The sequence below is a fragment of the Pseudomonas cavernae genome, assembly GCF_003595175.1.
Classification (GTDB): domain Bacteria; phylum Pseudomonadota; class Gammaproteobacteria; order Pseudomonadales; family Pseudomonadaceae; genus Aquipseudomonas; species Aquipseudomonas cavernae.
This window is the reverse complement of record NZ_CP032419.1, coordinates 344,969-365,717: the sequence shown is the minus strand read 5'-3', so window position 1 is coordinate 365,717 and position 20,749 is coordinate 344,969. Positions and strand designations below refer to the sequence as shown.

Sequence of the window (20,749 nt, the reverse complement as noted above, 5' to 3'; positions counted from 1 at the left end):
TTTTCTTGTTCTGGGACTGGCTGGGCGGGATTGCCACGCGGGCAGAGCCACTCCCCAGTAATTCGGCCAGTTATTCGCTGGCTTTATGCCACCCGAACGGATGATTTTGCCGGAGACCTGGCCCGGCGCCACGCGGCGCCTGGGCGCAGACCCGCGCTCCCGGGGCGGGGCTGGCAGGGGAGTGGCGCTCAGCGGAAGCCCCCGAACCTGGGCGCGCCCCGATCCCGGCGCCCGGGAATGGCCGCTAGCCCGGCAGCTCCCGCCAGGTCAGGTAGACGCGCAGGTCGAACTCCAGCTGGTGGTAGCCCGGCAGCATGTGCTCGCACAGCTGGTAGAAGGCCTTGTTGTGCTCGGCCTCGCGCAGGTGCGCCAGCTCATGCACCACGATCATATTGAGGAACTCCGGCGCCGCCTCCTTGAACAGCGCGGCGACGCGGATCTCCTTCTTGGCCTTGAGCTTGCCACCCTGCACCCGCGAGATGGCGGTGTGCAGGCCGAGGGCGCGATGGGTGAGGTCGAGGCGGTTGTCGAACAGCACCTTGTCGATGTTCGGCGCGCTTTTCAGGTACTGCTGCTTGAGCGCCAGGGTGTAGCTGTACAGCGCCTTGTCGCTCTGCACCTGATGACGCCCGGGATAGCGCTTTTCCAGGTACTCGCCCAGGCGCTCCTGCTCGATCAGCAGCTGTACCTGCGCCTGCAGGCTGGCCGGGTAGGCCTGGAGGTATCTGAGTGGTGTCATGCGGGAGGTATCTGCAGCAATAGAGCGAGGCGCCAGTTTACCCAAAGCCGCCCCTCCGCGGGCGCAAGGGCGAACGCCCATCGCCTGCGGAACGCCTCTGGCACGCATCTTTCCCGGCTGCGGAGGACGCTGGACGGGCTCACACCAACGCCATCCGTCGGATAAACTCCTGCCGTTCTCCGCGCAAAACGCGCAGACGCTTCAAAAAAATGACGCCGCCTGCGCAAGAAACTTCTTTCCGATCAATGCGCGGCTCGCCGGTCCTTGGACGCCACTTGGCCCCCTGTCGATAGCGCAATACTGGCCATCGGCGGTAAATTCAAAATATTGACGTCAACGCTGCGACAGTTTTGCTTAGCAAGTGCCCGCACAAGCCCTATAAAGATAAAGCGCCTAGCGAGACGGCCCTTCCTGCCATCGGACGACACGGCGCCTCCCTGCCACCCAGCAACCCGCTCTTTCAGTTCGAGTGCAACTGGCCGGATCACCGTGCAAGCGGTTATCGACCCGCGGACGGGATGCGCCCGACTGAAAGTTCCTGACGAGAACTCAGCCATGATCGACCTTGCGACCTGGAACCTCACCCTCCCCGTCGGCGTGCCCGCCATTACCATCGATACCCCGACGCTGGTGGGCGGCTATCAGGACAACTACTTCCAAGCCACGGCGGACACGCTGTTCTTCTGGGCCCCGGTCAACGGCACCACGACGGCCAACGCCACCTACCCGCGCAGCGAGTTGCGCGAGACCTATGCCGACGGCAAGCTGCGCAACTGGACCTACCCGAGCACCAACAACTACCTGAGCGCGAACCTGAGCGTCAGCCAGGTGCCTTCGACCGGGAAGATCGTGATCGGGCAGATCCATGCCTTCGGCAGCACCAGCCCGATGCTCAAGCTGGAGTACCAGTTCAAGACCAAGACCAACACGGCCAATATTGTCGCCAAGGTGCGCAACAATCCGGCCGCAGAAACCAGTACGGTGATCCCGCTGCTCAGCGGCATACCGCTCAACCAGCGCTTCGGCTACGTGATCAACCTGTCACCCACGGGTTTGTTGAGCGTGATGGTCAACGGCAACCTGTGGAGCCAGCAACTGGACCCCACCTGGGCGCCCAAGTCGCTGTATTTCAAGGCCGGCGTCTACACCCAGGACAACAGCGGCTATGAAACCGAGGCAGGTGGGGCGACCTTCTACAACCTGAAGATCGAGCACCGGGGGCTTTGAGGGGGTTTTGCCGCCGCCGTAACGGGCCGAATGCCGGAGCGGCCAGTTGCACGGGCGCGCGCGGCGGGGGTGAAGAGCAAGGGCCCCTTGTGTTCGACCAGCGCGCCGTCGGCTTCGACGTAATCGAAGACGAACACAGGGTGCGCGAGACCTTGGTGGTGCAATCCGAGCGGTCCACGCATCGCTACGGGTCAGTCAGCCGCACCGGGGTGGACGGTCCGGCGGAAGCCGGCGGTGGGGCGGTCGCACACGCGGCGGGCAACAGGGCGGGCCGAGAAGCATCAGCCGGCGCATGGCACTTCCTTGGCGCACATCCAGGCTACTTATAAACAAGAGCCCCGCAATGCGGGGCTCTTGTTTACAGCACCAGGACTCAGTTGACCTTGGCGTTCAGCTCGCCCTTGGCGTAACGCTGGAACATGCCTTCGAGGGAGATCGGCTTGATCTTCGAGGCGTTGCCGGCGGTGCCGAAGGCTTCGTAGCGGGCGATGCAGATGTCACGCATGGCGACGATGGTCTTGGCGAAGAATTTGCGCGGATCGAACTCGCTCGGCTCTTCGGCCATCATCCGGCGAATCGCACCCGTCGAAGCCAGACGCAGGTCGGTGTCGATATTGACCTTGCGCACGCCGTGCTTGATGCCTTCGACGATTTCTTCGACCGGCACGCCGTAGGTTTCCTTGATGTTGCCGCCAAACTCGTTGATGACCTTCAGCCACTCTTGCGGCACCGAGGAAGAACCATGCATCACCAGGTGGGTGTTGGGGATGCGCTTGTGGATTTCCTTGATGCGGTCGATGGCGAGGATGTCACCGGTGGGCGGCTTGGTGAACTTGTAGGCGCCGTGGCTGGTGCCGATGGCGATGGCCAGGGCATCGACCTGAGTCCTTCTGACGAAGTCGGCCGCCTCTTCCGGATCGGTGAGCATTTGGCTGTGGTCCAGCACGCCTTCCGCGCCGACGCCATCTTCTTCACCGGCCATGCCGGTTTCCAGCGAGCCCAGGCAGCCCAGTTCACCTTCCACCGACACGCCGCAGGCGTGGGCGAAGGCCACGGTCTGCTGGGTGACGCGCACGTTGTAGTCGTAGTCGGCTGGGGTCTTGCCGTCTTCTTTCAGCGAGCCGTCCATCATCACCGAGCTGAAGCCCAGTTGGATCGAGCGCTGGCAGACGTCCGGACTGGTGCCGTGGTCCTGGTGCATGCACACCGGAATGTGCGGAAACTCTTCGATGGCGGCGAGAATCAGGTGGCGCAGGAACGGCGCACCCGCATATTTGCGTGCACCGGCGGATGCTTGAACGATCACCGGCGAGTCGGTCTTGTCGGCCGCTTCCATGATGGCGCGCATCTGCTCGAGGTTGTTGACGTTGAAGGCCGGCACGCCGTAGCCGAATTCGGCGGCGTGGTCGAGCATCTGACGCATGCTGATGAGTGCCATGGTTTTCCTGTCTCCCGGTTGGAGTTCGTTAATCGTGCAAAGCCTGCCGCAGGGGCAGGTACTGTTCAAGTTCTACGCGAGGAGCGGTTCCGCTCCCTGGGTTGTACCTAAAGCGCCCCTCGCCCATTTATGGGAGAGGGGCCGGGGGAGAGGGAGCCACCGCTATGCCCTCTCCCTAACCCTCTCCCGTGAACGGGAGAGGGGACCAATCCGCGCTATCGGCTCGCTTTACGCCTGCCGTACACCTTGCAAAGCTCCCGAGCGCCCCCTCAGGGCGCCTGGCAGCCGCGCCCGATCAGATAATCGTTGCCAACCCAGTAGACCAGGCCTTCCTCGCCTTTGTTGCGAAAGGCGATGACGTTGTCGCTGTAGAAGGTGCCGGAACCCGCCGGTTCCTGGCGCAGGCGATAGACGATGTCGCTGCCGCCGAGGCGCAGGTCGACGTTTTCCCGGCTGTCGTCGGCGAAGCGCCACAGCACCTCGGTCTGACTGTCGCAGACCCAACGCGTCCAGCCGCCGCTTTGCTCGTCAGCCGGCGGGGTGTCGGCGCAGGCGCCCAGCAGCGCCACGACCAGCCCCAGCGCGGCGCGACGCACGGCTGCCTTAAGCCTTGGCACGCTGTTCCAGGACCGCCACGGCCGGCAGCACCTTGCCCTCGACGAACTCGAGGAACGCGCCACCGCCGGTGGAAATGTAGGAGATCTGGGCGCCGACGCCATACTTGTCGATCGCCGCCAGGGTGTCGCCGCCGCCGGCGATGGAGAACGCCGGGCTCTCGGCGATGGCCAGGGCCAGGGCCTTGGTGCCGTTGCCGAACTGGTCGAATTCAAACACGCCGACCGGGCCGTTCCAGAGAATGGTCTTGCTGGATTTGAGCAGCTCGGCGAACTGCGCCGCGGTCTGCGGGCCGATGTCGAGGATCATGTCGTCATCCGCCACCTCGCTGATCGCCTTGACGGTCGCTTCGGCATCTTCGGCGAACGCCTTGGCCACCACCACGTCGATCGGCAGCGGCACGCTGACCTTGGCCGCGATGGCCTTGGCGGTATCCAGCAGGTCCGGCTCGTACAGCGACTTGCCGACCGGGAAGCCGGCCGCGGCGAGGAAGGTGTTGGCAATGCCGCCGCCGACGATCAGCTGGTCGCAGATCTGGCTCAACGAGTTGAGCACGTCGAGCTTGGTCGACACCTTGGAGCCGGCGACGATCGCCGCCATCGGCTTGGCCGGATTGCCCAGGGCCTTGCCCAGCGCGTCCAGCTCGGCGGCCAGCAGCGGGCCGGCGCAGGCGAGCTTGGCGAACTTGGCCACGCCGTGGGTCGAGCCCTCGGCGCGGTGGGCGGTGCCGAAGGCGTCCATGACGAACACGTCGCACAGCGCGGCGTATTGCTGCGCCAGTTCGTCGGCGTTCTTCTTCTCGCCCTGGTTGAAGCGCACGTTCTCGAACAGCACCACTTCACCCGGCTTGACCTCGACGCCGCCGAGGTAGTCGGCGACCAGCGGCACGGCACGGCCGAGGGCCTGGCTCAGGTAGTCGGCGACCGGCTTGAGGCTGTTCTCTTCGCTGTATTCGCCCTCGGTCGGACGGCCCAGGTGCGAGCAGACCATCACCGCCGCGCCCTTCTCCAGCGCCAGCTTGATGGTCGGCAGCGAGGCGAGGATGCGCGCGTCGCTCTTCACCTGGCCATCCTTCACCGGCACGTTGAGGTCTTCGCGAATCAGCACGCGCTTACCCTGGAGGTCGAGGTCGGTCATCTTCGCTACTTTTACAAAAGGCGGGGTCATGGCATCAGTCCTTCACGGGGGCTGGTTAAACAGTGGGTTGGGCACAGACGCGCAGATAGTGGTCGGCGACGTCGAGCATGCGGTTGGCGAAGCCCCATTCGTTGTCGAACCAGGCCAGCAAGTTCACCAGCCGGGGGCCGGAAACGCGGGTCTGGCTGCCATCGACGATGGCCGAATGCGGGTCGTGGTTGAAATCGCAACTGGCATGCGGCAGCTCGGTGTAAGCCAGCAGGCCGGCGAGCGGGCCGCTGGCGGCAGCTTCGCGCAGCACCTGGTTGACCTCCGCGGCGCTGGTGTCACGGGCGGTCTGCAGGGTGATGTCCAGGCACGAGACGTTGACCGTCGGCACCCGCACCGCTTTGGCCTGAATCCGTCCGACAAGTTCCGGCAACAGGCGTTCGATGCCGCGGGCGAGGCCGGTGGACACCGGAATCACCGACTGGAAGGCCGAACGCGTGCGGCGCAGGTCCTCGTGGTGATAGGCGTCGATCACCGGCTGGTCGTTCATCGCCGAGTGGATGGTGGTGATCGACACGTACTCCAGGCCGATCGCCTCGTTGAGCAGCTTGAGCAGCGGCACCCCGCAGTTGGTGGTACAGGAGGCGTTCGACACCAGCAGCTCGCGGCCGCTGAGGCACTGCTGATTGACCCCGTAGACCACCGTGGCGTCGATGTCCGCCTCGCTGGCCATCGGTTGCGAGAACAGCACCCGCGGCGCACCGGCGGCGAGGAAGCGCTGGCCGTCGGCGCGGGTGTGATAGGCACCGGAGCATTCCAGCACCAGGTCGACGCCCAGCCCGGCCCAGTCGATCTCCTCGGGCGTGGCGCAGCGCAGCACCTGCACGCAGTCGCCATTGATATGCAGACCGTCGCCGGCGACTCGCACCTCACCGGGAAAGCGGCCGTGGGTGGAGTCGAAGCGGGTCAGGTATTCGAGGCTGGCGAGGTCGGCCAGGTCGTTGAGTGCAACCACCTCGATGCCGGCCCGCGCACCACGCTCGTACAGCGCGCGCAGCACACAGCGACCGATGCGGCCGTAACCGTTGAGGGCGACTCTATAGGGGCGGTTGGGCATGAGTGGTCTCGATGGGGAGCGACCGTAGGATGGGTTGAGCCTGCGATACCCATCACGTGCAGGCTCGATGGGTATCGCTGCGCTCAACCCATCCTACGCAAACGACCAGAATCAGGCGTCGAGCAGCTCTTCGGCAGTCGACAGGATGTTCTCGACGGTGAAGCCGAAGTGCTCGAACAGCGCCGGCGCCGGGGCCGACTCGCCGAAGCTGGTCATGCCGATCACCCGGCCCTCGAGGCCGACGTACTTGTACCAGAAGTCGGTATGTGCGGCCTCGATGGCGATGCGCGCACCGACTTGCAGCGGCAGCACGGCCTGCTTGTAGCCGGCGTCCTGGGCATCGAACACGTTGGTCGACGGCATCGACACCACGCGCACCTTGCGGCCCTGCTCGCTGAGCTGGTCGTAGGCCTGAGTGGCCAGACCGACTTCCGAACCGGTGGCGATCAGGATCAGCTCCGGTTCGCCGGCGCAGTCGCGCAGCACGTAACCGCCGCGGGCGATGTTGGCCAGTTGAGCGTTGTCGCGGGCCTGATGCGGCAGGTTCTGGCGCGAGAAGATCAGCGCCGAGGGGCCGTCATTGCGCTCGATCGCGCACTTCCAGGCCACCGCCGATTCCACCGCGTCGCACGGCCGCCAGGTGTCCAGGTTCGGCGTGCAGCGCAGGCTGGCCAGCTGCTCGACCGGCTGGTGGGTCGGGCCGTCTTCGCCGAGGCCGATGGAGTCGTGGGTGTAGACGAACAGCACGCGCTTCTTCATCAGCGCGGCCAGGCGCACGGCGTTGCAGGCGTACTCCATGAACACCAGGAAGGTCGCGCCGTAGGGCACGAAGCCGCCATGCAGGGCGAGGCCGTTCATGATCGCGCTCATGCCGAACTCGCGCACGCCGTAGTACAGGTAGTTGCCGCTGGCGTCGTCGGCGCTGACGCCCTTGCAGCCCTTCCACAGGGTCAGGTTGGAGCCGGCCAGGTCGGCCGAGCCGCCGAGGAATTCCGGCAGCAGCGGGCCGAAGGCGTTCAGCGCGTTCTGGCTGGCCTTGCGGCTGGCGATGGTTTCGCCCTTGGCGGCGACTTCGGCGATATAGGCGTCGGCCTTGGCGGCGAAATCGGCCGGCAGCTCACCCTTGCTGCGGCGCTGGAACTCGGCGGCCAGCTCGGGGTGCGCGGCCTGGTAGGCGGCGAAGCGCTGGTTCCACTCGCTCTCACGGGCGACGCCGGCTTGCTTGGCGTCCCACTCGGCATAGATGTCCGCCGGCACCTCGAACGGGCCGTGGCTCCAGCCCAGCGCGGCGCGGGTCAGGGCGATCTCATCGGCCCCCAACGGCGCGCCGTGGCACTCTTCCTTGCCCTGCTTGTTCGGTGAGCCGAAGCCGATCACCGTCTTGCAGCAGATCAGGGTCGGCTGATCGGCGCTCTTGCGCGCGGTGTCGATGGCGATCTTCAGCTCGTCGGCGTCATGCCCGTCGACGTTGCGGATCACCTGCCAGCCGTAGGCCTCGAAGCGCTTCGGCGTGTCGTCGGTGAACCAGCCGTGCACTTCGCCGTCGATGGAGATGCCGTTGTCGTCGTAGAAGGCGATCAGCTTGCCGAGGCCGAGGGTGCCGGCCAGCGCGCAGACTTCATGGGAAATGCCTTCCATCATGCAGCCATCGCCGAGGAACACATAGGTGTTGTGGTCGACGATATGGTGTCCGGCGCGGTTGAACTGGGCGGCCAGCACCTTCTCGGCGATGGCGAAGCCGACGGCGTTGGCCAGACCCTGGCCGAGCGGCCCGGTGGTGGTCTCGATGCCGGCGGTGTAGCCGTATTCCGGGTGGCCCGGGGTGCGCGAGCCGAGCTGGCGGAACTGCTTGAGGTCGTCGATGGTGACGTCGTAGCCGGTCAGGTGCAGCAGCGAGTAGTTGAGCATCGAGCCGTGGCCGTTGGACAGCACGAAGCGGTCGCGGTTGGGCCATTGCGGGTTGTTCGGGTTGTGCTGCAGGTAGTCACGCCAGAGGACTTCGGCGATGTCGGCCATGCCCATGGGGGCGCCAGGGTGACCGCTGTTGGCTTTTTGCACGGCATCCATGCTGAGGGCACGAATGGCGTTGGCACGCTCACGACGGCTGGGCATCGCTGATCTCCTGGGACTGCTGAACAGAAAAAAGGGGGCTATTTTCGCCCAGCCAAGCTGCCCGGGGCAATCACGGAACGACGAAAGCTGCAAAACACCGGCCCGCTCCGCCGCCATCGCGCAAGCCTCGCAGCCAATATCAAAACTTTTTGATATTGCTATTGCTGGATAAAAAATAGCCGACTAGACTGCGCCACCTATGAACCTGCGCGCGCCCCTGATCCGCCACGACGCCTGCGACGAGCTGGCCGCCCTGTGCAAGGCCGGTGGCGATCCGCTGCGCCTCAATGTGCTGCGTGCGCTGAGCAACGATTCCTTCGGCGTGCTGGAACTGGCGCAGATCTTCGCCACCGGCCAGTCGGGCATGAGCCACCACCTCAAGGTCCTGGCCCAGGCCGGGCTGGTGGCGACGCGCCGCGAAGGCAACGCGATCTTCTATCGCCGCGCCCTGCCGCAGGGCGAGCTGTTCGGTGGCCGCCTGCATGCCGCGCTGCTGGAGGAGGTCGATGAGCTGAACCTGCCGGCCGAGGTGCAGGCACGCATCGCCGCGGTGCACGGCCAGCGCGCCGCGGCCAGCGAGGATTTCTTCGCCAGGACGGTGGAAAAATTCCGCGCCCAGCAGGATCTGATCGCCGGCCTGGCGCAATACCGCGACAGCGTGCTGGCCCTGCTCGATGCCCTGAGCTTCCCGGCCGCCGCCACGGCGCTGGAAGTCGGCCCCGGCGACGGCGGTTTCCTCCCCGAGCTGGCACGCCGCTTCAGGCGGGTCATCGCCCTGGACAACAGCCCGGCGATGCTCGAACTGGCGCGCCTGCGCTGCGCACAGGAAGGTCTGGGCAATGTCGAGCTGCGCCTCGCCGATGCCCTCAACGATGCGCAACAGGCCGCCGACTGCGTGGTGCTGAACATGGTCCTGCACCATTTCGCCACCCCGGCCGAGGCCCTGCAGCAACTGGCCGGCCTGGTGAAAAGCGGCGGCAGCCTGCTGATCACCGAGCTGTGCAGCCACAACCAGAGCTGGGCCAGGGAGGCCTGCGGCGATCTCTGGCTGGGCTTCGAACAGGACGACCTGGCCCGCTGGGCCGCCGCCGCGGGGCTTGCGCCCGGCGAGAGCCTCTATATTGGCTTGAAGAACGGCTTTCAAATTCAGGTGCGGCACTTCGCCAAACCGGATTCCCGAAGCAACCTCACCCACCGGTAAAAATTAGGAACCGATTGATGAGCGACTACTCCCTGTTTACTTCCGAGTCCGTGTCCGAAGGCCATCCGGACAAGATCGCCGACCAGATCTCCGATGCGGTGCTCGACGCCATCATCGCCGAAGACAAGCAAGCCCGCGTGGCCTGCGAAACCCTGGTGAAGACCGGCGTGGCCATCGTCGCCGGCGAAGTCACCACCAGCGCCTGGATCGACCTCGAAGAGCTGGTGCGCAAGGTCATCTGCGACATCGGCTACACCAGCTCCGACGTCGGCTTCGACGGCGCCACCTGCGGCATCATCAACATCATCGGCAAGCAGTCCCCGGACATCAATCAGGGCGTCGACCGCGCCAAGCCGGAAGACCAGGGCGCCGGCGACCAGGGCCTGATGTTCGGCTACGCCAGCAGCGAGACCGACGTGCTGATGCCGGCGCCGATCTGCTTCTCCCACCGCCTGGTCGAGCGCCAGGCCGAGGCGCGCAAGTCCGGCCTGCTGCCGTGGCTGCGCCCGGACGCCAAGTCGCAGGTCACCTGCCGCTACGAGAACGGCAAGGTGGTCGGTATCGACGCCGTGGTGCTGTCCACCCAGCACAATCCGGATGTGAAGTACGCCGACCTGCGCGAAGGCGTGATGGAGCTGATCGTCAAGCACGTGCTGCCGGCCGAACTGCTGCACAAGGACACCCAGTTCCACATCAACCCGACCGGCCAGTTCATCATCGGCGGCCCGGTGGGCGACTGCGGCCTGACCGGGCGCAAGATCATCGTCGACTCCTACGGCGGCATGGCCCGGCACGGCGGCGGCGCGTTCTCCGGCAAGGACCCGTCCAAGGTCGACCGCTCGGCCGCCTACGCCGGCCGCTACGTGGCGAAGAACATCGTCGCCGCCGGCCTCGCCGAGCGCTGCGAAATCCAGGTCTCCTACGCCATCGGCGTGGCCCAGCCGACCTCGATCTCGCTGAACACCTTCGGCACCGGCAAGATCGCCGACAGCAAGATCATCCAGCTGGTGCGCGAGCACTTCGACTTGCGTCCGTATGCGATCACCAAGATGCTCGACCTGCTCCACCCGATGTACCAGCCGACCGCGGCCTACGGCCACTTCGGCCGCACCCCGTACGAGCTGAGCGTCGGCAACGACACCTTCACCACCTTCACCTGGGAAAAAACCGACAAGGCCGAGGCGCTGCGCAGCGCGGCCGGTCTGTAAGGCCCCAGTGAAAACAAGAAGCCCCGCCCAGTGCGGGGCTTTTTGCTTTATCTCCTCGCCCCGCTGGGGAGAGGGTTAGGGAGAGGGGGAGCGGTCAGGTCAACGATTAGCCTCCCCCAAGTTGTAGGGTGGATGTCGTTTTTCACATCCACCGATGCGCCAGCGGTGGAAAACGCTTCGCGATTTTCCACCCTACAGCTGTCTCGCCCTGCCTCCTGCATCCGTGCAGTCGTTGGCCCGCTCCGCGGCTAACTGAGCGCTCGCGCACGGCAACTGCAACAGTCACGCCGCTAGACTTCGGCCTCCTCCCCGCCGAGCAAGGATTGCTCCCGATGAAACGCCGGATCGCGTTATGCCTCGCCCTATGTCCACTGGTTAGCCACGCCGACACCTGCCCCGCCTGGCCAGCCGCCCGCGCGACTCAGGAGCTGACCGTCCTCAGCGCGCAAATCGCCGCGTGGGACGATGCCTACCATCGTCTCGGCCAGTCGCTGGTCGCCGACGAGCTGTATGACCAGGCCCGCGCCCGCCTGGAAGCATGGAACCGCTGCTTTCCTGCCGCCGCTCCGACGGCATCGCCGGCACTACCCAGCGCCGGAGGGCCGGTACGCCATCCGGTGGCGCAGACCGGGCTGGGCAAACTCGCCGATACCGCCGCCGTGCAAGCCTGGATGGCGCCGCGCAGCGACCTATGGATTCAGCCCAAGGTCGATGGCGCGGCGGTCACCCTGGTCCGCCAGGCGATCAGCCGCGGCGACGGCCGCCACGGCCAGGACTGGACGGCCCAGGCCCGGCAGATCGCCGCCATCCCGCAACGGCTGAGCGCGACGGACCCGCTGATCCTGCAAGGCGAGCTGTACTGGCTTCTGCCCGACCACGTGCAAGCCAAAGCCGGCAGCCGCGGCGCGCGCGGCCAGGTCGCCGGGCTGCTCGCCCGTCAGCACCTGAGCCCGAGCGAGGCCACGCAGATCGGCCTGTTCGTCTGGGATTGGCCGAATGGCCCGGCGAGCATGAGTGCCCGCCTCGCCGGCCTGAGCGCCCTAGGCTTTGCCGATACGGCGCGCTTCAGTCAGCCGCTGCACAGCGTCGAGGAGGCGCAGCGTTGGCGCGAGCATTGGTATCGCAGCGCCCTGCCCTTCGCCAGTGATGGCGTGGTGCTGCGCCAGAGCCAGCGACCGGCAGCTGCACGCTGGCAGGCCGCGCCACCGGCCTGGGCCGTGGCGTGGAAACACCCGCTCGCCCAGACCCTCGCGCAGGTGCGCAGCGTGCAGTTCAACATCGGCCGCAGCGGGCGCATCACTCCGGTGCTGAATCTGGTGCCGGTGCGCCTCGACGACCGCAACGTCCGCCGGGTCAGCCTCGGCTCACTGCGCCGCTGGCAAGCGCTGGACATCCGCCCCGGCGACCAGGTCGCCATCGCCCTCGCCGGGCTGACCATTCCGCGGCTGGACAGCGTGGTCTGGCGCGCCGCCGAACGCCCGCAGTTGCAAGCACCGACCGCCGCGGATTATCATGCCTTGAGCTGCTGGCAGCCGACGCCGGGCTGCACCGGCCAGTTCCGTGCCCGCCTCGCCTGGCTCAGCGGCAAGCAGGGTCTGGCGCTACCTGGGGTCGGCCCGGGCACCTGGGAAAAATTGCTGCAGGCGCAACGCCTGGATGGCTTGCTCGACTGGCTGAATCTATCTGAAGCGCAACTGCGCGAAACTCCCGGCCTCGGCGTGCGGAGTGCCGCGGCGCTGACCCAGAGCTTTGCCCAGGCCCGCCAGCGCTCCTTCACCACCTGGCTGCGCGCCCTCGGCATGCCGCCCATCGATGCGTCGGCGCTACCCGCCAACTGGGACGCTCTGGCCCAGCACACGGCCGAACAATGGCGGAGCGCGTCGGGCGTCGGCCCGGCACGAGCGCAACAGTTGCGGGCATTCTTCCAGCATCCCGAGGTGCTCGCTCTACGCAAGCAATTGCAGGCGGCAGCAGTGCCCGGTTTCTAAGAGCCTGTTTCGGATCTCGCGAGCTAGAGTCAAACAAGGCAAAAACGGCTGAGGAAGCGGAGTTTACGAGTTGTAAATGAGCATTCCGAAGCCGTTTTTAACACCGTTTGGCCGACGCGCAGCAGATCCGAGACAGGCTCTAAGAAACTGCTCAAGGTCTCGCCCGTGAGCATTGGCTATCGGCGTGATGGTGGATAAGCAAAGCGTTATCCACCCTACCCAGCCTGCCAGTCCGCGTAGGGTGGAAAACTGCGAAGCATTTTCCACCGACGGCCAGCGCCGACTTTCGAATCGCGAGACTTTGAACAGGCACTAGGGGTGGCTCGGCAAGAGGCAAACTTGCCGGTCCGCCGACTCCAAATCAGAAGGCGCGGAATTCCTGGTGGCAGGCTTCGCAGCTGTCTTCCACCTTCTGCACCGGTGCCTCCACCGCGGCCGGCGCCAGCGGCTGCTGGGTGGTGGCGGCGACCAGCGTGGCGGTCGCCGCCTCCAACTGGCGCGCCAGCTGCTGGAAGCGCTCCTGGCGCTGCCAAACCTCATCCTTGGCGGTGCTGCGCTCGTCGTCCTTGATCTGCGGGAAGTGCTGCCAGGGCTGGCGCGCCAGTTGATCCAGCTGCGCCGCGCCGGTGGCGAAGCGCTGGCCGTCGAAGGGAATGCGCCCGCGCAGCATGCCGCCGAGATCCTCGCTGGTATTAAGCATCTGCTTGAAGATCGCCTTGCGCTGGCCGAGCGGCGAATTCGGGTCGATCTTCCCGCAGGCACTCAGCAGCAGGCAGGTCAGCAGGACGGCAATACGGCTCTTCACGGGCAACCTCGGAACGTCGACGGCAAAACGGCGGGCGACAGTATCCCCACCTGTCCGGCAAATACCAAGCCTGGTGACAGTTTGCCGCAGATCAATGAAAGGGCGATCCGCGGCGCGCCAACTCGCGCTTCCAGACACAATAGGGCCATCGAGACTGGAGGAAAAAACCGATGAACAGACTGTTTACCTTGCCCCTTGCCACCCTTCTCGCCGGCATCGTGCCGGCCAATCCGGCCCTGGCCGCCGACGACGCTCCTGGCGGTTGCGCAGCCAAGCGCCAGGCCCTGGAGCAGCGCATCGAAGTCGCCAGATCCGCTGGCAACAGCGCCCAACAGGCGGGTCTGGAAAAGGCACTGGCCGAAGTGACGGCCCACTGCAGCGATGCCGGCCTGCAAAGAGACCGCGAGGCCAAGGTGGCCAAGTACCGGGCGGAAGTCAGCCAACGCGAGGCCGACCTCAGCGAAGCCAAGGCCAAGGGCGACCCGGAGAAGATCGCCAGGCGCCAGGCCAAGCTGGCCGAGGCCCGTGCCGAACTGCGCGCGACGGAGCAGGACCTGCAACGCTGAGCCGCGGGTACCGGAAGCCCGGCTCGCCCGGACGACCGGCACCCGGGCCAGTGCGCGGCCTATTCTTTGAACTGGTCCTTGATATAGGTGATCTCGGTCTTGCCATGCGGCGCCGGCAGACCATCCACGCCGAGGTTGACGAACACCATGCGGTCGATGGTGAGGATGCTCTTGCGGGTGATCTTGTTGCGCACTTCGCAGGTCAGGGTGATCGAGGTGCGGCCGAACTCGCTGGCGGTAATGCCCAGCTCGATGATGTCGCCCTGGCGTGCCGAGCTGACGAAGTTGATCTCGGAGATGAACTTGGTCACCACCTTCTGGTTGCCGAGCTGGACGATGGCGTAGATCGCCGCCTCCTCGTCGATCCACTTCAGCAGACTGCCGCCAAATAAGCTGCCGTTGGGGTTGAGGTCTTCGGGCTTGACCCACTTGCGAGTGTGGAAGTTCATACGCGCTCCATTGGTCTAGGACGCCGGGATGATCGCAGAGCCGTGGCGCTGCTGTCGCCGCAGGCTTATCAATCGCCCCGATAGACAGCCCGGCACGCGACGGAAAGCCTTGGGCAAGGCGCCCGGCCTCGCTATAATCGCCAGGCTTCACGCGACCGGCTCCGCTCCGGTCGCGCCCGCCACCCATCCGAGGGGCGCTGCAGCAGGCCGTGATGATCCGGCTTGTCAGGCTCGGATGGGGCGTTAACCAAACGCATCAACGGCGCCCATTCGCAGACAACGAATGGAGAACTCATTTCATGAGCGCTGTACTGACGCCTGGCGGTTTCACCGACTACAAGGTCGCCGACATTTCCCTGGCCGCCTGGGGCCGCCGCGAGCTGATCATCGCCGAGTCGGAAATGCCCGCCCTGATGGGCCTGCGCCGTAAATATGCCGGCGAACAGCCTTTGCGCGGCGCGAAGATCCTCGGCTGCATCCACATGACCATCCAGACCGGCGTGCTGATCGAAACCCTGATCGCCCTCGGCGCCGAAGTGCGCTGGTCGTCCTGCAACATCTTCTCGACTCAGGACCAGGCCGCCGCCGCCATCGCCGCCGCCGGTATCCCGGTATTCGCCTGGAAAGGCGAGACCGAGCAAGAGTACGAGTGGTGCATCGAGCAGACCATCCTCAAGGACGGCCAGCCGTGGGATGCCAACATGGTGCTCGACGACGGCGGCGACCTGACCGAGATCCTGCACAAGAAATACCCGGCGATGCTCGACAAGATCCACGGCATCACCGAAGAAACCACCACCGGCGTGCACCGCCTGCTCGACATGCTCAAGGCCGGCACCCTGAAAGTCCCGGCGGTCAACGTCAACGACTCGGTGACCAAGAGCAAGAACGACAACAAATACGGCTGCCGCCACAGCCTGAACGACGCCATCAAGCGCGGCACCGACCACCTGCTGTCCGGCAAGCAGGCGCTGGTGATCGGCTACGGCGACGTGGGCAAGGGCTCGGCCCAGTCCCTGCGCCAGGAAGGCATGATCGTCAAGGTTTCCGAAGTCGACCCGATCTGCGCCATGCAGGCGTGCATGGACGGCTTCGAAGTCGTCTCGCCGTACAACAACGGCCTCAACGACGGCAGCGAAGCCAGCGTCGACGCCGCCCTGCTCGGCAAGATCGACCTGATCGTCACCACCACCGGTAACGTCAACGTCTGCGACGCCGGCATGCTCAAGGCACTGAAGAAGCGCGCCGTGGTGTGCAACATCGGTCACTTCGACAATGAAATTGATACCGCCTTCATGCGCAAGACCTGGGCCTGGGAAGAGGTCAAGCCGCAGGTGCACAAGATCCATCGCACCGGCAAGGACGGCTTCGATCCGCACAACGACGACTACCTGATCCTGCTCGCCGAAGGCCGTCTGGTGAACCTGGGCAACGCCACCGGCCACCCGAGCCGAATCATGGACGGCTCGTTCGCCAACCAGGTACTGGCGCAGATCCACCTGTACGGTGCTAAGTTCGCCGACCTGCCGGCTGCCGCCAAGGCCGCCAAACTGTCCGTGGAAGTGCTGCCGAAGAAACTCGACGAAGAAGTGGCGCTGGAGATGGTCAAGGGCTTCGGTGGCGTGGTCACCCAGCTGACCGGCAAGCAGGCCGAGTACATCGGCGTCACCGTGGCCGGCCCATTCAAGCCGGACGCCTACCGCTACTAAGGAAGCGCCGAACCGTAAGCCCGTCGGGTGGGTTAGCCGCGCAGCGGCGTAACCCACCCGCGCCACCACTCAAACGGTGGGTTACGCCTTCGGCTAACCCACCCTACGGAATCAAGCTATGAGCCAAGAACGCCGCTACAGCTTCGAGTTCTTCCCCGCCAAGACCGAAGCCGGGCACGAAAAACTGCTGGCCACCGCGCGCCAGCTGGCTGCCTACAACCCCGATTTTTTCTCCTGCACCTATGGTGCCGGCGGCTCGACCCGCGACCGTACCCTGCACACCGTGTTGCAGCTGAACGGCGACGTCGGCGTGGCGACCGCGCCGCACCTGTCCTGCGTCGGTGACAGCAAGGACGACCTGCGCGACCTGCTGAACCAATATCGCGAAGCCGGGATCCAGCGCATCGTCGCCCTGCGCGGCGACTTGCCGTCGGGCATGGGCATGGCCAGCGGCGAGCTGCGCTACGCCAACGAGCTGGTCGAGTTCATCCGCGCCGAAACCGGCGAGCATTTCCACATCGAGATCGCCGCCTATCCGGAGATGCATCCGCAGGCGCGCAGCTTCGAGGACGACTTGAGCAACTTCGTGCGTAAGGCCAAGGCCGGCGCCGACAGCGCGATCACCCAGTACTTCTTCAACGCCGACAGCTACTTCTACTTCGTCGATCGGGTGCAGAAGCTCGGCGTGGACATGCCGGTGGTGCCGGGGATCATGCCGATCACCAACTACAGCAAGCTGGCGCGCTTCTCCGACGCCTGCGGCGCGGAAATCCCGCGCTGGATCCGCAAGCAGCTGGAGGCCTATGGCGACGACATCGCCAGCATTCAGGCCTACGGCGAGCAGGTGATCAGCGAGATGTGCGAACGCCTGTTGCAGGGCGGTGCGCCGGGGCTGCACTTCTATACCCTAAACCAGGCCGAACCCAGCCTGGCAATCTGGAACAACCTCAAGCTGCCGCGCTGAGAATCTGCTCAGGAGCGGCTGCGCGTCGGTCATACGGCGTTGAAAATGGCCTCGGGATGCTCATTTACAATTGTAAACTCCGCTCCCTCGGCCATTTTCGCCTTGCCTGACCTTAGCTCGCTCACTCCTGAACAGATTCTGAAGACAAGACAACTGCTTCTTCCTGCTGAGATTTACCGTCGGCCGGTGAAAAAACGCACAACCGCCAGGTTTTGTTATACTCCGGCTTCCCCGCCAGGCTTTCGCCCGGACACTCGGCCCGCAGAGGCCCAGCAGGACCGGACGGGACCACGCCCCAAGCGTGTTTCAAGTCTGGCCAAGATCCCCGGGCCACGCCCTAACTAGACAGGATTACTCATGTCCTTTGCCTCCCTCGGTCTCTCCGAGGCTTTGGTCGGTGCCGTGCACGCAGCCGGCTACACCCAACCCACGCCGGTGCAACAGCGGGCCATTCCCGCCGTGTTGCAAGGTCGCGACCTGATGGTCGCCGCCCAGACGGGTACGGGTAAAACCGGCGGCTTCGCGCTGCCGATCCTCGAACGTCTGTTCCCCGCCGGTCACCCGGACAAGCCGCACCGCCACGGCCCGCGCCAGCCGCGCGTGCTGGTGCTGACCCCGACCCGCGAGCTGGCCGCCCAGGTGCATGACAGCTTCAAGGTCTACGCCCGTGATCTGCCGCTGGTCAGCACCTGCGTCTTCGGTGGCGTCGGCATGAACCCGCAGGCCCAGGCCCTGGCCAAGGGCGTCGACATCCTCGTCGCCTGCCCGGGCCGCCTGCTCGACCTCGCCGGCCAAGGCAAGGTCGACCTCGCCCATGTCGAAATCCTGGTCCTCGACGAAGCCGACCGCATGCTCGACATGGGCTTCATCCACGACGTGAAGAAAGTCCTCGCCCGCCTGCCGGCGCAGCGCCAGAACCTGCTGTTCTCGGCGACCTTCTCCCGCGATATCACCGAGTTGGCCAGCAAGCTGCTGCACAACCCCGAGCGCATCGAAGTCACGCCGCCGAACACCACGGTCGAGCGCATCGAGCAACGCGTCTACCGTCTGCCATCCAGCCACAAGCGCGCGCTGCTCGCGCACCTGGTCACCCAGGGTGCCTGGGAGCAGGTACTGGTGTTCACCCGCACCAAGCACGGTGCCAACCGCCTGGCCGAGTACCTCGACAAGCACGGCCTGCCGGCGATGGCGATCCACGGCAACAAGAGCCAGAACGCGCGCACCAAGGCGCTGGCTGACTTCAAGGCCAACCAGGTGCGCATCCTGGTGGCCACCGATATCGCCGCCCGCGGCCTGGATATCGACCAGCTGCCGCATGTGGTCAACTTCGAGCTGCCGAACGTCGAGGAAGACTACGTACACCGCATCGGCCGCACCGGCCGTGCCGGGCGCAGCGGCGAGGCGATCTCGCTGGTGGCGCCGGACGAAGAGAAGCTGCTCAAAGGCATCGAGCGGATGACCAAGCAGAAGATCGCCGACGGCGACCTGCTCGGCTTCGACGCCAGCACCGTCGAGGTGGAAAAACCCGAGGCCCGTCCGCCACGCGAACCGCGCCAACCGCGCGGCGAGCAGCAGAAGAAGGCCCGCGGCAACGCCGGCGAGCATCAGGGCGGACGCAAGGACAAGGGCAAGGACAAGGGTCGGCAGAAGCCCACCGGCCAGGCCCAGGCCCAGCCTCAGACGCAGGCCAAGCAGCCGCAGCGCGCGCAGCCAGCCGCCGCGCCGGCGCTGCCGCCGGATCGCGACCCGGAGGAGTTCCTCGACGACGAAATCGACAACTTTGGCAACCGCGCCGACTACGTACCGGTGCAGCCCAAACCCCAGGGCCGCAATCCGCGCCGCGGTGGCCAGGGTCAAGGGCAGGGCCAGGCCGCGCAAGGGCGTAACCAGAGCCAGGGCCAGCGGCCGGGCGGCGCCCAGGGCGGCAACAAACCGGGCAAGTCCGGCCAACGCCCACAGGGCCAGAGCCAGGGCCGTAGCGGTCAGGGCCGCGGCACTGGCGGCGGTCGTCGTGACGACTCGCTGCGCAGCGAGCGCCATGAGCCAGCGGTTCAGGACCCGCGTAGCAGCGGTAAGCAGCCGCTGATCATCCGCAAGGGCGAGCGCCTGCCGACGCCCGAGCAGTTGGAGCAACTCGAGCAGAGCAATCGCCCGCGCGGCGAGAAGCCGGCCCTGCTGACGCGCAACCGCTAAGCCCTGTAGCAATGAAAAAAGCCGGCGGACCCGCCGGCTTTTTTCTGCCTGTCCGACAGCAAAACGCCGGCTCTGGGCCGGCGTTCTGGCAGGCGCTAGCGACGCTTACTGGCGTACGCCTTCGAACGAAATGATCATCTGCACTTCCTGGGAGGTCGGGCCGAGGTCCTTCTGGATCTGGAAGTCCTTCAGTTTCAGCGTGGTGCTGCCCTCGAAGCCGGCGCGGTAGCCACCCCACGGGTCCTTGCCCTCGCCGTTGAACTTGGCGGCGATCACCACCGGCTTGGTCACGCCATTGAGGGTCAGGTTGCCGGTGATATCGGCGGTGCCGCTACCGGTGGACTTGACCGAAGTGGATGCGAAGGTCGCGGTCGGGTACTTGCCGACATTCAGGAAGTCGCCGCTGCGCAGGTGCTTGTCGCGCTCGGCGTGGTTGGTGTCAACGCTGGCGGTGTTGATGCTCACCTTGACCTTGCTGGCGTCGGGGTTCTTGGCATCGAAGCTGAAAGCGCCGTCGAAGTCCTTGAAGCTGCCATAGATGAAGCTGTAGCCCAGGTGATTGATCTTGAAGGTGACGAAGGCGTGCTGGCCTTCCTTGTCGATGGCGTAATCGGCGGCCATGGCCTGGCCGGCGCTCAACAGAGCGCTACCGAGGGCCAGCGCGGCGAGGGTTTGCTTCAACATAAGCATCTTTTCCTTGTGGGGGTTGAGGAGAATCAGCGCGCGCGCCCGAGCATACGCGCCAGGGTCACGTCACGGTCGATGAAGTGGTGTTTCAGGGCCGCCAGGGCGTGCAATCCGGAGAAGATCACCAGCCCCCAGGCCACGTACTCGTGCACCAGGCCGGCCACGTCTTCCTGGTCGGGAATGCCGCTGATCAGCGCCGGCACCTCGATCAGTCCGAACAGGCTGATCCCGCGGCCCTCGGCGGTGGAGATCAGGTAGCCGGAGATCAGCACCGCGAACAGGCCGAGATAGAGCACGGCATGACCGAACTTGGCGCTCAGCCGGGTGAGGCTGTCGTAGCTGCTCAGGACCGGCGGGGGCGGGCTGACGAAGCGCCAGACTAGGCGCAACAGCATGACCGCCAGGAGGATCAGGCCGATGTCTTTATGCAGGGCCGGCGCGGCGTTGTACCAGGCGCTGTAGTAGTCCAGCTCGACCATCCAGAGGCCCAAGCCGAACAAAAAGAACACCGCCAGGGCCACGCCCCAGTGCAGCAGGATGCTGACCAGGCCATAGCGGGCGGAAGAATTGCGCCACTGCATGCAAATATCCCGAAAAAACGATGGG

Annotated in this window: 18 protein-coding genes and 1 riboswitch; of the genes, 8 read left to right on the top strand and 10 right to left on the bottom strand. The window is 65.6% G+C overall.

Features of this window, described 5'->3' with window-relative positions:
- Nucleotides 1-244: 244 nt before the first annotated feature.
- Nucleotides 245-739 carry a YgjP-like metallopeptidase domain-containing protein gene (locus D3880_RS01675; protein ID WP_119891806.1) on the bottom strand — a complete coding sequence of 165 codons (495 nt, stop codon included), beginning with the start codon at nucleotides 737-739 and terminating at the stop codon, nucleotides 245-247.
- Between the two features lie 555 nt (nucleotides 740-1,294).
- Here D3880_RS01675 and D3880_RS01670 point away from each other — a divergent pair.
- A complete protein-coding gene (locus D3880_RS01670) occupies nucleotides 1,295-1,966 on the top strand; it encodes a polysaccharide lyase family 7 protein (protein WP_119891805.1) in 672 nt (223 codons plus the stop codon).
- A 373-nt stretch (nucleotides 1,967-2,339) separates the two neighbouring features.
- Here D3880_RS01670 and fba read toward each other — a convergent pair whose 3' ends face one another.
- The 5 genes from fba to tkt all read right to left on the bottom strand — a co-directional run bounded on the left by fba (nucleotide 2,340) and on the right by tkt (nucleotide 8,373).
- A complete protein-coding gene (fba, locus tag D3880_RS01665; protein WP_119891804.1) occupies nucleotides 2,340-3,404 on the bottom strand; it encodes a class II fructose-bisphosphate aldolase in 1,065 nt (354 codons plus the stop codon).
- A 269-nt stretch (nucleotides 3,405-3,673) separates the two neighbouring features.
- Complete coding sequence (locus D3880_RS01660; RefSeq protein ID WP_238474393.1) at nucleotides 3,674-4,000, bottom strand: MliC family protein; 327 nt, start codon at nucleotides 3,998-4,000, stop codon at nucleotides 3,674-3,676.
- Between the two features lie 7 nt (nucleotides 4,001-4,007).
- Entirely contained in the window at nucleotides 4,008-5,186 is a 1,179-nt protein-coding gene (locus D3880_RS01655; protein ID WP_119891802.1) for a phosphoglycerate kinase, read from the bottom strand.
- A 25-nt stretch (nucleotides 5,187-5,211) separates the two neighbouring features.
- Nucleotides 5,212-6,261, bottom strand: a complete 1,050-nt coding sequence (gene epd / locus D3880_RS01650) for an erythrose-4-phosphate dehydrogenase (protein WP_119891801.1) — start codon at nucleotides 6,259-6,261, stop codon at nucleotides 5,212-5,214.
- A gap of 111 nt (nucleotides 6,262-6,372) precedes the next feature.
- Nucleotides 6,373-8,373, bottom strand: a complete 2,001-nt coding sequence (tkt, locus tag D3880_RS01645) for a transketolase (protein WP_119891800.1) — start codon at nucleotides 8,371-8,373, stop codon at nucleotides 6,373-6,375.
- Nucleotides 8,374-8,572: 199 nt separating this feature from the next.
- Here tkt and D3880_RS01640 point away from each other — a divergent pair, with 199 nt between their 5' ends.
- The 3 genes from D3880_RS01640 to ligB all read left to right on the top strand — a co-directional run bounded on the left by D3880_RS01640 (nucleotide 8,573) and on the right by ligB (nucleotide 12,770).
- Nucleotides 8,573-9,574, top strand: coding sequence for an ArsR/SmtB family transcription factor (locus D3880_RS01640; protein WP_119891799.1), 1,002 nt, complete (start codon nucleotides 8,573-8,575; stop codon nucleotides 9,572-9,574).
- Between the two features lie 17 nt (nucleotides 9,575-9,591).
- Nucleotides 9,592-10,782: a methionine adenosyltransferase gene (gene metK, locus D3880_RS01635; RefSeq protein WP_119891798.1), complete on the top strand. Its 1,191-nt coding sequence runs from the start codon at nucleotides 9,592-9,594 to the stop codon at nucleotides 10,780-10,782.
- 332 nt (nucleotides 10,783-11,114) lie between these two features.
- On the top strand, nucleotides 11,115-12,770 hold the full coding sequence (gene ligB, locus D3880_RS01630) for an NAD-dependent DNA ligase LigB (RefSeq protein WP_119891797.1): 1,656 nt from the start codon (nucleotides 11,115-11,117) through the stop codon (nucleotides 12,768-12,770).
- 361 nt (nucleotides 12,771-13,131) lie between these two features.
- On the opposite strand, the gene D3880_RS01625 is transcribed toward ligB, so the two are convergent.
- Nucleotides 13,132-13,581 carry a c-type cytochrome gene (locus D3880_RS01625; RefSeq protein WP_119891796.1) on the bottom strand — a complete coding sequence of 150 codons (450 nt, stop codon included), beginning with the start codon at nucleotides 13,579-13,581 and terminating at the stop codon, nucleotides 13,132-13,134.
- A gap of 164 nt (nucleotides 13,582-13,745) precedes the next feature.
- Between D3880_RS01625 and D3880_RS01620 the strand changes: the two genes are divergently transcribed.
- Entirely contained in the window at nucleotides 13,746-14,141 is a 396-nt protein-coding gene (locus D3880_RS01620) for a DUF1090 domain-containing protein (RefSeq protein ID WP_119891795.1), read from the top strand.
- A 59-nt stretch (nucleotides 14,142-14,200) separates the two neighbouring features.
- On the opposite strand, the gene D3880_RS01615 is transcribed toward D3880_RS01620, so the two are convergent.
- Nucleotides 14,201-14,590 carry an acyl-CoA thioesterase gene (locus D3880_RS01615; RefSeq protein ID WP_119891794.1) on the bottom strand — a complete coding sequence of 130 codons (390 nt, stop codon included), beginning with the start codon at nucleotides 14,588-14,590 and terminating at the stop codon, nucleotides 14,201-14,203.
- 183 nt (nucleotides 14,591-14,773) lie between these two features.
- Nucleotides 14,774-14,865: riboswitch (S-adenosyl-L-homocysteine riboswitch) on the top strand.
- A 24-nt stretch (nucleotides 14,866-14,889) separates the two neighbouring features.
- Between D3880_RS01615 and ahcY the strand changes: the two genes are divergently transcribed.
- The 3 genes from ahcY to D3880_RS01600 all read left to right on the top strand — a co-directional run bounded on the left by ahcY (nucleotide 14,890) and on the right by D3880_RS01600 (nucleotide 19,456).
- Nucleotides 14,890-16,299 carry an adenosylhomocysteinase gene (gene ahcY, locus D3880_RS01610; protein WP_119891793.1) on the top strand — a complete coding sequence of 470 codons (1,410 nt, stop codon included), beginning with the start codon at nucleotides 14,890-14,892 and terminating at the stop codon, nucleotides 16,297-16,299.
- Between the two features lie 118 nt (nucleotides 16,300-16,417).
- A complete protein-coding gene (gene metF / locus D3880_RS01605) occupies nucleotides 16,418-17,263 on the top strand; it encodes a methylenetetrahydrofolate reductase [NAD(P)H] (RefSeq protein ID WP_119891792.1) in 846 nt (281 codons plus the stop codon).
- A gap of 357 nt (nucleotides 17,264-17,620) precedes the next feature.
- The gene (locus tag D3880_RS01600) at nucleotides 17,621-19,456 is read left to right on the top strand and encodes an RNA helicase RhlE2 (protein ID WP_177412151.1); all 1,836 of its coding nucleotides are present in this window, start codon (nucleotides 17,621-17,623) and stop codon (nucleotides 19,454-19,456) included.
- Between the two features lie 105 nt (nucleotides 19,457-19,561).
- Here the strand turns inward: D3880_RS01600 and D3880_RS01595 are convergent, their stop codons facing one another.
- Both D3880_RS01595 and D3880_RS01590 read right to left on the bottom strand, forming a co-directional pair.
- On the bottom strand, nucleotides 19,562-20,140 hold the full coding sequence (locus D3880_RS01595; protein ID WP_119891791.1) for a YceI family protein: 579 nt from the start codon (nucleotides 20,138-20,140) through the stop codon (nucleotides 19,562-19,564).
- 32 nt (nucleotides 20,141-20,172) lie between these two features.
- The gene (locus D3880_RS01590) at nucleotides 20,173-20,724 is read right to left on the bottom strand and encodes a cytochrome b (RefSeq protein ID WP_119891790.1); all 552 of its coding nucleotides are present in this window, start codon (nucleotides 20,722-20,724) and stop codon (nucleotides 20,173-20,175) included.
- Nucleotides 20,725-20,749: the final 25 nt, after the last annotated feature.